We start from the raw sequence: 12,243 nt of genomic DNA on the forward strand, positions 1-12,243 counted from the left end.
AATTTAAAAAATAAATAAAAGGAGACAAAGACAATGTTAGAACTAAACAAAGAAAACTTTGAGAGTGAAGTATTGGAAGCAGAAGGATACGTGTTAGTAGACTTCTGGAGCCAAGGATGTGAACCATGTAAAGCACTTATGCCAAGTGTACACGAATTAGCAGACAAATACGGAGACAAACTTAAGTTTGCTGCTCTAGATACAACAAAAGCAAGAAGACTTGCAATCAAACAAAAAGTTTTAGGGTTACCAACAATAGCCATATATAAAGACGGAAACAAAGTCGAAGAAGTAACTAAAGACGATGCAACTGTTCCGAATATAGAAGCTATGATTAACAAATATTTATAAAAAAAAAATAAACTCAATAGGGAGGTTTTAGGTATGCGTCTTGAATTAGGAAAGATCCATATTAAAGATATACAATTTGCTGCAGAATCAAAAATCGAGGCAAATGTATTATATGTAAATAAAGAAGAGCTTGTAAAAGCTGTTTTCGAGGATGATGCAATTGAATCTGTTGATTTAGAAATTGCTCGTCCAGGTGAGAGTGTTCGTATTACACCGGTTAAGGATGTAATTGAACCTCGTGTAAAAGTTGAAGGTCGTGGAGGAATATTCCCAGGTATCCTTTCAAAAGTAGATACTGTTGGTGAAGGTCGTACAATTGCTCTTAAAGGTATGGCTGTTGTAACTACTGGTAAAATCGTAGGATTCCAAGAAGGTATTATCGATATGACTGGAGTTGGAGCTGACTATACTCCATTCTCTAAAACAAATAACTTAATCGTTATTGCTGAACCTAAAGAAGGAGTTAAACAACACGAACACGAAAAAGCAGTTCGCTATATCGGATTCAAAGCTGCTCGTTACATTGCAGAATTAGCTCGTTCATTAGAACCAGAAGAAGTAGAAGTATTTGAAACTAAACCTTTATTAGAACAAATTGCTGAATATCCAGATCTACCAAAAGTAGGATATGTATATATGCTTCAAACTCAAGGTTTATTACACGATACTTATGTATATGGTGTTGATGCTAAACAAATAGTACCAACTATTCTATATCCAACAGAAATTATGGATGGTGCTATCGTAAGTGGTAACTGTGTATCAGCATGTGATAAAAACCCAACATATGTACACTTAAACAATGGTGTTATTGAAGATTTATACAGAAAACATGGTAAAGAAATTAACTTCTTAGGTGTAATCATCACTAACGAAAATGTTTACTTAATGGATAAAGAACGTTCATCTAACTGGACTGCAAAACTTTGCCGTTACTTAAACTTAGATGCTGTAATTGTATCTCAAGAAGGATTTGGTAACCCAGACACAGACTTAATCATGAACTGTAAAAAAATTGAAGCTGAAAAAGTTAAAACAGTAATCGTAACTGATGAATATGCAGGTCGTGATGGAGCCAGCCAAAGTTTAGCTGATGCTGACGTAGCTGCAAATGCTGTAGTTACTGGAGGAAATGCTAACCAAGTGGTTGTATTACCAAAATTAGATGAAGTTATCGGACACATTGATGTAGTAAATGTAATCGCTGGTGGTAACCAAGACTCATTAAGAGAAGATGGTACTATCGAAGTAGAAATCCAAGCTATTACGGGTGCTACTAACGAAACAGGTTTTGGTTACTTAAGTGCAAAAACTTTCTAGTAAGCAAAATTAATAAATGTTATAGATTTGAACAAGGAGGAATAAGATAATGGTAAATCTTATTAATAAAAAAGTAGTTATCATTGGTGACCGTGATGGTATCCCAGGATTAGCTATTGAAGAGTGTGTAAAACCAATTGAAGGAGTAGAAGTAGTATTCTCATCTACTGAATGTTTCGTCTGAACAGCTGCAGGGGCTATGGACTTAGAAAACCAAAAACGTGTTAAAGAAGCTGCCGAAAAATACGGTAACGACAACGTTGTAGTTTTACTAGGTGCATCTGAAGCCGAAGCTGCTGGTCTAGCAGCTGAAACAGTAACAGCAGGGGACCCAACATTCGCAGGGCCACTTGCAGGTGTAGCACTAAATCTTGCTGTTTATCACATTGTAGAAGAAGAAATTAAATCTCAAATAGATGAAGCAATCTATGAAGACCAAGTTGGAATGATGGAAATGGTATTAGATATTGATGAAATCGCAAGCGAAATGAAAGATGTTCGTGGTGAGTAATTAAGGATCTAAATAATAGTTATAGGGGGAAATAAAAATGTCTAAAATAAGAGTAGTACATTATATAAACCAATTCTTCGCTGGAGTAGGTGGAGAAGAACAAGCCCACATTGCACCAGAATTAAGAACTGAATTACCACCAATTAGTGTTCAGTTACAAGGGCAATTGGGAGAAGAATTTGAAGTAGTAGCAACTGTAGTATGTGGTGATAGTTACTTCAACGAAAACCTAGAAAAAGTTCAAAAAGAACTTTTAGAAATGATTAAAGGATGCGAACCACAATTATTCGTAGCGGGACCAGCATTCAATGCAGGGCGTTACGGGGTAGCAGCTGGTACAATTACTAAAGCTGTTCAAGACGAATTAGGAATTCCAGCTGTAACAGCAATGTATGTAGAAAACCCAGGAACAGATATGTTCAGAAAAGAAGTTTATATTCTTGAAACATCTGACAGTGCAGCTGGTATGAGAAAAGCTTTACCTAAGTTAGCAAAATTTGCAGCAAAATTAGCTAAAGGTGAAGAAATCCTTTCTCCAAAAGAAGAAGGATACCATGAAAGAGGAGTTCGTGTAAACTTCTTTAGTGAAAAACGTGGATCAGAACGTGCGGTTGAAATGCTTGTTAAGAAAATTAAAGGTGAAGAATTCGAAACAGAATATCCAATGCCTAACTTTGACAGAGTAGAGCCAAATCCAGCTGTTAAAGATTTAAGTAAAGCAAAAGTAGCTTTAGTTACTTCTGGTGGTATCGTTCCAAAAGGAAACCCAGACCACATCGAATCATCTTCAGCATCTAAATATGGTGAATACTCATTAGAAGGATTTACAGATTTAACTGCTGAAACTCACGAAACAGCTCACGGTGGATACGACCCAGTATACGCTAATGAAGATGCTGACCGTGTATTACCTGTAGACGTAATGAGAGATTTCGTTAAAGAAGGTAAAGTTGGAAGCTTACATGAAAAATTCTATACTACAGTAGGTAATGGTACTGCCGTAGCTAGTGCTGTAGGATTTGCTAAAGAATATGCACAAAAATTAGTAGCTGACGGAGTAGATGCTGTAATCTTAACTTCTACTTGAGGAACTTGTACTCGTTGCGGTGCAACGATGGTAAAAGAAATTGAGAGAGCGGGTATACCTGTGGTTCACATGTGTACAGTAGTACCGATTTCTCTAACAGTAGGGGCAAACAGAATTGTGCCTACTATCGCAATCCCTCACCCACTAGGAAATCCAAAACTAGATGCGGATGAAGAGAAAAAATTAAGACGTGGACTTGTAGAAAAAGCATTAAATGCTTTAACTGTAGAAGTTGACGGTCAAACAGTATTCGAGTAAAAAAAGAAAGGGGAGCTGGGGGTATATAATATACCCTCAGCACAATATAGCTATGAATTATCCAGTATTTAAGGGAGCAGGATACATTCTTGTTCACACACCAGATATGATAGTAAGAAATGGATCTACTGCTTCTGTAGAGAGAGTAACAAATCCAGATTCAGAGTTTTTAAAAGAAGTAAATAATCATATTCGTACATATGAAGAAGTGGTTAACTATTTACCTAACCAAGTATACATCGGTAATAAGACTCCTGAAGAACTGAAGGCTTATCCAATGCCTTGGTATGATATTAAAGATGAACAAGGTCAACGACATGGGAAATTTGGACAAATTGTCCCACAAGATGAGTTTATAGCATTGATGAAACTTTGTGATGCTTTTGACTTAGTTAAACTATCAGAAGAGTTTGTAGCCGATGTTCGTCCTAAAATAGAGGAAAACTTCAAAGAGCTAGCTCCTTTATTCGAAAAATTAGAAGGATCTGATTTAAGTGATAATGAAGAAGGATTCGAAGACTTAGTTCATGAAGGTAAAGTAGTTGGTTATGTTAAAAAAGCTCATGATGTTGATGTGAACTTGAATGCTCACGTTATCTTTGAAAACCTTGTTGTAAAAGCATCTGGAGTTGTTTCGGCGTTAGAATTACTTCGTAATTCTGGTGTTAATCCAGCTGATATTGACTATGTTGTAGAATGTTCTGAAGAAGCTTGTGGAGATATTAACCAACGTGGTGGTGGTAACTTCGCTAAAGCAATTGCAGAAGTTGTAGGTCTAGTTAATGCAACTGGATCAGACTTGAGAGGTTTCTGTGCTGCACCAACACACGCATTAATTAGTGCTTCATCTTTAGTAAAAGCTGGAGTATATAAAAATGTTCTAGTGGTTGCTGGTGGAGCAAGTGCTAAATTAGGTATGAATGGTAAAGACCACGTTAAAAAAGGTCTTCCAGTATTAGAAGACGTACTAGGTGGATTTGCTGTATTAATTAGTGAAAATGATGGAGTAAATCCAGTTATTAGAACAGATATGGTCGGAAAACACAATGTAGGAACTGGTTCTTCACCACAAGCTGTTATGGGAGCACTTGTAGCAGATCCGTTAGAAAAAGCTAAATTGAAAATTACAGATGTTGATGTGTTCTCTGTAGAAATGCAAAACCCAGACATCACTAAAGCAGCTGGAGCAGGTAACGTTCCAGAAGCTAACTATAAAATGATTGCGGCATTAGCAGCAATGCGTGGAGATATTGAGAAAAAAGAACTTAAAACATTTATCGAAGCTAAAGGTTTACCTGGTTGGGCTCCAACACAAGGACACATTCCTTCAGGAGTACCTTATGTAGGATTCTTAATTGATGACTTAACTAAAGGGGATAAAAACCGTGCTATGATCGTAGGTAAAGGAAGTCTGTTCTTAGGAAGAATGACAAACTTATTTGATGGAGTATCTATTGTAGTTGAAAGAAACAGCGGTAATGTAGAAGGAGAATCTGCAGGAATTTCTAAAGATGAAATAAGAAAAATTATTGCAGAATCAATGAGAAAAATTTCCCAAGAAATGTTAGAAGAATAGGGGTGATACTATGAGTAAACAAGTTATATCAGAAGTATTGCTAGAAGTAGCTAATGCCATTGAAACTGGTAACTTTGGTAAAAAATTAAAAGTTGGTTTAACAACTTTAGGAAGTGAACATGGCTTTGAGAACTTACTTAAAGGTGCAATATTAGCTAAAAATCCTGTTTTCGACATAGTTTTAATAGGTAAAGGACATGAGGACTTCGAATCTTATGAAGCAAAAGATGAAGATGAAGCTCACAAAATTATGGAAGACCTTTTAGATAAAGGTGAAATTGCTTCTTGTGTAACTATGCATTACAATTTCCCTATTGGTGTATCTACTGTCGGTAGAGTTGTTACACCAGGAAGGGGTAATGAAATGCTTCTTGCTACAACAACAGGTACTTCGGCAACTAATAGAGTAGAAGCGATGGTAAGAAATACACTATACGGTATTGCTACTGCCAAGTCTCTTGGAAAATCTAATCCAACAGTTGGTATCGCTAATGTTGAAGGTGCTAGACAAGTTGAAAAAATATTATTAGATCTTAAAGAAAATGGTTATGAATTTGAATTTGCAACATCTCAAAGAGCAGATGGTGGTTCTGTAATGAGAGGTAATGATTTACTTATGGGAACTCCAGATGTTATGGTTGTTGATTCATTAACTGGTAACTTATTCATGAAAGTATTCTCAGCATTTACTACTGGTGGAGATTATGAAGCTAGTGGATTTGGATATGGACCTGGTGTGGGAGAAGATTATGATAGAAGAATTTTAATTTTATCAAGAGCATCTGGTTCACCTGTTGTAGCTAATGCATTAAAATATGCCTATGAAGTAGCAAAAGGTAAAGTAAATGAAATAGCAAGACAAGAATTTGAAAAAGCTAATAAAGCTAAACTAGATGAATTCATTTCTAAATTGAAAGTTAAAAAAGAAGGCTCAGCTTGTACTGAAGAAGTTAAAATGCCAGAAAAAGAAGTAGTTACTGCACAAATCTCTGGAATTGATATTCTAGACCTTGAAGATGCAACTAAACTACTTTGGAAAAATGGAATATACGCTGAGAGCGGAATGGGATGTACTGGACCGATCGTTTTAGTAAATCCTGATAAGAAAGAATCAGCAGAAGAAATTCTTAAAAATGAAGGGCTTATTTCATAATCTGAACAATAGATAATGGTTTCTATGAGAAGGAAAAGCCACATTATGGTTTAAAAAATTATTATATACCCTCTTATTGGATAATATTTCCAGTAAGAGGGTATTTTTGGAGATTTTTGTGTTTCTTTGTCAAATTCGATTGAATTTTTTAGTATTTGTAGGAAAATAATGTACGTTACTTTGTATTTGATAGAATTAAGAAAATAAGAAAAATTTGAACAAAATAGATTATCACGTTATAATATTAAAGTTGGAAGTCATTAAATAGAGAAGGATTGTTAGAATGTATTGGTGATTCTAATGAAAGGAGAAATTTTTTATTAATGCAAATTTTCAGAAAGAAAACACTAGAGAAAGTACTTGGAGAAAGTGGAAAAAAGACTTTAAGACCAACACTTAAAACTTTGGACTTAATACTCTTAGGAATAGGTTCTGTTATTGGTTCGGGTATACTGGTATTAACGGGAGAAGCTGCATCTAAGTCAGGTCCATCGGTAATTTTCTCATTTTTAATTGCTGGATTAGCTTGTGGACTTACAGCTTTATGTTACGCAGAATTGTCTTCTACAATACCATCAAGTGGAAGTGTCTATACGTATAGTTATATTACATTGGGTGAGGTCGTTGCTCATTGTATGGGTTGGCTTTTAGCTGGAAGTTATATAATTGCAGGAGCTGCAATAGCTAATGGATGGTCAAGTTATTTTAAATCTTTATTAGCAGGTTTTGGAATAATAATCCCTAAGGAGTTTACAACATTACCTAGCGAAGGTGGATATGGGAATATTTTAGCGATGACTGTTGTTTTATTAATAACGATAGTCTTGTTTAAAGGGACGAAGAGTAGTAAGTTTGTTAATAATTTTATGGTTGCTATTAAAATTTTAGTAATATTACTATTTGTTCTTGTTGGTATGTTTTATATAGCACCTACAAACTGGACAGATAATTTCGCACCACAAGGGATTTCTGGAGTAATGATAGGTGCGACAACGGTGTTCTTTGCGTATTTAGGTTTTGATACAATTTCAACTTCAGCAGAAGAAACGATAAATCCACAAAAAGCATTACCTCGAGCAATTATTATTACACTGTTTTTATGTACTGTATTTTATATAGTTGTTTGTTTAGTTATTACTGGAATGGTTCCATTTACTCAGTTAGGAAAAGGTGATGCCTTAGCGTATGTACTAGGTGAAGTAGGTCAAGGGAAATTAGCAGGAGTAGTTTCCTTAGGGGCGGTAATCGGTCTTCTATCTGGACCTTTAGGGACGATGTTTGCTGCGGTTAGAGTTCTATATACAATGAGTAGAGATGGACTATTACCAAGACAATTATCAATATTAAATAGAAGCGGTATACCAGGATCAACAACAATTGGTGTTGGTTTATTAATGACTATCTTAACCGGATTTTTACCACTAGGACAATTAGCTGATTTGGCTAATGTTTCATACATAATAGCATTTGCGTTGGTTAGCTATGCAACATTTATTATTAGAAGGGATTATCCTAACGCAAAACGAGGATTTACTATGCCAGGAATGCCGTATTTACCAATAATATCAATATTATTATTTATAGTGTTATTATATGGTATTCAATTATCAACTTGGAAAATTTTTGGATGCTGGATTTTAGTAGGTTTAGCAATTTACTTTATTTATTCCAAAAATCATAGTAAAGAAAAATAAGAGTATAGTAGTTAAAAGCTTGGATATTAGACTTTATCTAATATCCAAGCTTTTTTATAAGAATTGTGAATCATCTTCTATTATTTCTTTAACCTTTTGCATTTGGTTATCTAGTTTAGCACTTATCTCCGCACAGAGTTGAAGACGGCGCGCTATTTCTTTTTCTTTCTCTTCACTTAAATTTTTTTTGTATCTAAGCTTATGTTCTAAGCTTGCCCAGAAATCCATGGCTATTGTTCTAAATTGAACTTCAACAGCCACATGTTCTACTTTATCTGATAAGAAGATTGGTACCTTAACGATAAGGTGATAACTTCTATAGCCATTTTCTTTGTGATTTGTAATATAGTCTTTCTCAGCTATAACTGTAAGATCATCTTGTTGCTTTAGTGCGTCGACAAGTTTATAAACATCGTTTTTAAATGAGCATATAACACGAACACCCGCAACATCATAGATGTTCTCTTTTATTGTATTTATGTCAAAAGGTAAGTCTAGGCGTTTTAGTTTATTCATTAGACTAATAGGTGTTTTCAGCCTAGTATTGACAGATTCGATAGGATTACTCTCACCATGAAGAGAAAATTCTTTATCGAATACATTTAGTTTTGTTTCAATTTCAAGCATAGCACATTCGTAGTGCATAAATAATTCTACATAAGGTTCTAATTCGTTTATTAATAGCGAACTATCATTTTCCATAGAAAATAATTGATCGGTTAATTTTTCGATTTGTGTTTTTTTCATATAAATTTCTCACTTTATTATTTACTATAATTTTATCATAAATCTCTTTATTAAAATATAGTTTAAGTGATAAATAAATAATTTTTTTAGGTATAAGTGAACTTTTTGAACATCATTTTTAATCGGGATAGTATAAGGAAATTGGAAAACTGTATCATGTAAATAAATAGTAAGAAACTAATACAGTGGTATATGTTAACCTCGACAAAAGTTAATATAATAGGGTTTTTAAAATATTTTGTAAAAAACAGATTATCTAAAAAAATTCACAATTAACACGAGAGGCTATCTTATAAGGATTCTAAATTTCCGGGAAATATCAACTATAGACAGGGAATTTTTTTTGAGATAAGATAGTATTATGATGTTTTTATGAATCTAAAATTATATCGAAATGAGGGATAACATGCAAAATAATAATTTATATTCATATACAAAAGCGAAAGTAGAAAGTTTAACAAAAAATTTATTAGTTATAAAAAGGGATGGACGTGTAGTAAAGTTTGATGCCGAGAAAATCTATAATGCGATAGAAAAAGCTGTACATTCTGTCTTTGGCAAAAACCATAGTGTTAATATTAATGGTATTGTGGATAATGTTATTTTGGAGATTGCTAATAGATTTAAAGGGGATATCAAGATCTATGAACTTCAAAATATCGTGGAGCATACTCTTCTTACTTTAGGAGAAGAGGCGATTTATGAAGAGTATGTAGGCTATAGAAGTATGCGTGATATTGAGCGTGAACGTAGTCTTGACATAAATGTAGCGATAGAAAAATTGGTTAATCGCGATGAGAATGTAGTAAATGAAAATGCTAATAAAGATAGTTTAGTGTTTAATACGCATCGTGATTTAACTAGTGGTATTGTAGCTAGAGCAATCGGACTTAAAATGTTACCAAAACATGTGGCTAATGCGCACCAAAAGGGAGATATTCACTATCATGACTTAGATTACTCACCTTATCAACCTTTAACAAACTGTTGTTTAATTGACTTTAAAGAGATGTTAACAAAAGGCTTTAAAATTGGGAATGCTGATGTAGATAGTCCTAAGAGTATTCAAACTGCTACTGCTCAAATGGCTCAAATTATTGCTAACGTTGCTTCAAGTCAATACGGAGGATGTAGTGCAGATAGAATAGATGAGGTACTTGCACCGTTCGCTCAGCTAAACTATGAGAAAAACTTAAAAATGGCTAAAGAGTGGATTGATGATGAGGAAAAACAAAAGGAATTTGCGGATAAGAAAACTAAAAAAGATATTTTTGATGCAATGCAATCTTTAGAGTATGAAATTAATACTTTATATTCATCTCAAGGACAAACACCATTTACATCTTTAGGTTTTGGGCTTGGCGAAGATTACTTTGAACGAGAAATACAAAAAGCGATTCTTAATGTGAGAATTGAAGGATTAGGAAAAGAGAAAAGAACTGCTATTTTTCCTAAATTGATTTTTGTTATTAAAGATGGATTAAATCTTAAACCAACAGATCCAAACTACGATGTGAAGCAACTTGCATTATCATGTGCGACTCAAAGAATGTACCCAGATGTACTTATGTATGATACGATTACGAAGATTACTGGTAGTTGTAAAACTCCGATGGGATGTAGATCGTTCCTTCCTGCGTGGAGAAATGAACAAGGTGAGTTAGTTGAGAGTGGACGTATGAACCTTGGAGTAGTAACATTGAATCTTCCAAGGATAGCACTTGAATCAAAAGGAGATAAAGAAGAGTTTTGGAACATCTTTAAAGAGAGATTAGAAATTTGTAAAGATGCGCTAGATTACAGAGCGAAACGCTGTGGGGAGGCTAAACCTCAAAATGCACCGATTCTTTATATGCATGGAGCTTTTGGTAAACGACTTAAACCTGAAGATAGGGTAAAACAATTATTTGACAATAAACGTTCTACATTATCGTTAGGATATATAGGTTTATATGAAGTGGCAAGTGTCTTTTATGGGGGAGAATGGGAGAAAAATCCTGAGGCGAAAGAATTCACTTTAGATATTATGCGTTATATGAAGGAATGTGTGGATAAATGGACTGAAGAAGGTGATTACTGGTATAGTATTTACTCAACTCCTAGTGAATCGTTAACTGATAGATTCTGTCGTATGGATACTGAGAAGTTCGGTATTGTAGAAAATATAACGGACAAAGAATACTATACAAACTCATATCATTATGATGTAAGGAAAAATCCAACGCCTTTTGAGAAGCTAGAGTTTGAAAAGGATTATCCATACTATGCTAGCGGTGGATTCATTCATTATTGTGAGTATCCAGTGTTGAAACAAAATCCAAAAGCATTAGAAGCGGTATGGGACTTTGCTTATGACAAGGTAGGATACTTAGGAACAAATACACCTATTGACCGTTGTTATAAATGTGGATATGAAGGTGAATTTGAGCCTACTAAAAAAGGATTTAAATGCCCAGAATGTGGAAATAAAGATCCGAAAAGCTGTGATGTCGTTAAGAGAACATGTGGCTATTTAGGAAATCCTCAAGCACGTCCGATGATTAAAGGACGACACAAAGAAATAGTAGCAAGGGTAAAACATTTAAAATAAAAATAATTTCTAATAGAAGCGACATTCAGTGGTATATTTTTGAATGTTGCTTCTATACTCTTTTAATATGATTAGCATAAAAACTTAATCTATAAAAATAAAATCCTTTAAATCCTTTACATTATCTGATTTTTTTGATAAAATCAATACTGATAAGAATTTAGGAGGAAATTAAACATGGGTAAAATTTTTAAAGGTGCTTTATTAGGAGCAGTGAGTGCGTTAGGAGCTTATTATTATAAAAATCCTAAGGAGTTAGAAAAACATAAAGAATTACTGAAAGAAAATACTAAAAATGGTATTGAAAAACTAACAGCAATTATTAATGAAAAAACTCAAGAATTAGAAGCTAAAACACAAGAAGAGCAAGATATTGCTAAAGAAAAACTTGAAGAATTAACATCTGCTGAAGAGTCTGAAAAAGTAGAAGATAACTTTGTAAAATTAGGAGCAAAAGCTGAAGAAGTTAAGGAAGAAGTTGTTACTGAAGTAACTGAAAAAGTAGAAGATGTGAAAGAAGCTACAGAACCTGTAGTAGAAAAAGTAGAAGAAGTAGCGGCTCCTGTTGTAGAGAAAGCTGAAGAAGTAACTGCGCCAGTAGTTGACGAGGTAAAAGAAACAGTAGTACCTGCTGCAGAACCTACGTTTACAAAAGTAGAAGAAGTTGTAGAAAGTGCAAAAGAAACAGTTGTAGATCACTACGAAGAAAAAGTAGAACCTACATTTGAAGAAATTCATGAAGCGGTAGCTCCAGTAATTGAAAAAGCAGAAGAAGTAAAAGAAGAAGTAGAAGAAGTTGTAGAAGAAAAACCAAAAACAACTCTAGATTCTATCGTATCTTTATTCGCTTCAAAAGAAGGAAAAAAATAATATTGTAAATATTGAATGCGAGGTATGAGGAAAAATTCTCATCCTCGATTTTTTTATAGAAAGAATTTTAATAAAGAATTAGAAGT

At 33.9% G+C, this 12,243-nt stretch carries 10 protein-coding genes; 9 read left to right on the plus strand and 1 reads right to left on the minus strand.

From position 1 onward, the window contains the following. The first annotated feature begins 33 nt into the window (after positions 1 to 33). From trxA to O3801_RS07420, 7 genes are all read left to right on the plus strand, one after another. Positions 34 to 351 carry a thioredoxin TrxA gene (trxA, locus tag O3801_RS07390; protein WP_060914663.1) on the plus strand — a complete coding sequence of 106 codons (318 nt, stop codon included), beginning with the start codon at positions 34 to 36 and terminating at the stop codon, positions 349 to 351. A 33-nt stretch (positions 352 to 384) separates the two neighbouring features. Beyond that, positions 385 to 1,671: a glycine/sarcosine/betaine reductase component B subunit gene (locus O3801_RS07395; protein WP_371454548.1), complete on the plus strand. Its 1,287-nt coding sequence runs from the start codon at positions 385 to 387 to the stop codon at positions 1,669 to 1,671. A gap of 49 nt (positions 1,672 to 1,720) precedes the next feature. After that, entirely contained in the window at positions 1,721 to 2,182 is a 462-nt protein-coding gene (gene grdA, locus O3801_RS07400; RefSeq protein WP_294683667.1) for a glycine/sarcosine/betaine reductase complex selenoprotein A, read from the plus strand. Between the two features lie 37 nt (positions 2,183 to 2,219). Next, entirely contained in the window at positions 2,220 to 3,527 is a 1,308-nt protein-coding gene (gene grdB / locus O3801_RS07405) for a glycine reductase complex selenoprotein B (RefSeq protein ID WP_371454549.1), read from the plus strand. Between the two features lie 52 nt (positions 3,528 to 3,579). Beyond that, complete coding sequence (grdC, locus tag O3801_RS07410; protein ID WP_371454550.1) at positions 3,580 to 5,103, plus strand: glycine/sarcosine/betaine reductase complex component C subunit beta; 1,524 nt, start codon at positions 3,580 to 3,582, stop codon at positions 5,101 to 5,103. Positions 5,104 to 5,113: 10 nt separating this feature from the next. Further along, positions 5,114 to 6,256, plus strand: coding sequence for a glycine/sarcosine/betaine reductase complex component C subunit alpha (gene grdD / locus O3801_RS07415; protein WP_371454551.1), 1,143 nt, complete (start codon positions 5,114 to 5,116; stop codon positions 6,254 to 6,256). A 323-nt stretch (positions 6,257 to 6,579) separates the two neighbouring features. Then, the gene (locus tag O3801_RS07420) at positions 6,580 to 7,950 is read left to right on the plus strand and encodes an APC family permease (RefSeq protein ID WP_371454552.1); all 1,371 of its coding nucleotides are present in this window, start codon (positions 6,580 to 6,582) and stop codon (positions 7,948 to 7,950) included. 54 nt (positions 7,951 to 8,004) lie between these two features. Here O3801_RS07420 and O3801_RS07425 read toward each other — a convergent pair whose 3' ends face one another. Then, entirely contained in the window at positions 8,005 to 8,697 is a 693-nt protein-coding gene (locus O3801_RS07425) for a GTP pyrophosphokinase (protein WP_294683662.1), read from the minus strand. A gap of 406 nt (positions 8,698 to 9,103) precedes the next feature. Between O3801_RS07425 and nrdD the strand changes: the two genes are divergently transcribed. Continuing rightward, positions 9,104 to 11,287, plus strand: coding sequence for an anaerobic ribonucleoside-triphosphate reductase (nrdD, locus tag O3801_RS07430; protein ID WP_371454553.1), 2,184 nt, complete (start codon positions 9,104 to 9,106; stop codon positions 11,285 to 11,287). A 177-nt stretch (positions 11,288 to 11,464) separates the two neighbouring features. Further along, the gene (locus tag O3801_RS07435; protein WP_371454555.1) at positions 11,465 to 12,157 is read left to right on the plus strand and encodes a hypothetical protein; all 693 of its coding nucleotides are present in this window, start codon (positions 11,465 to 11,467) and stop codon (positions 12,155 to 12,157) included. Positions 12,158 to 12,243: the final 86 nt, after the last annotated feature.

The sequence above is a fragment of the Gemella sp. 27098_8_149 genome (genome assembly GCF_041433745.1).
GTDB lineage: Bacteria > Bacillota > Bacilli > Staphylococcales > Gemellaceae > Gemella.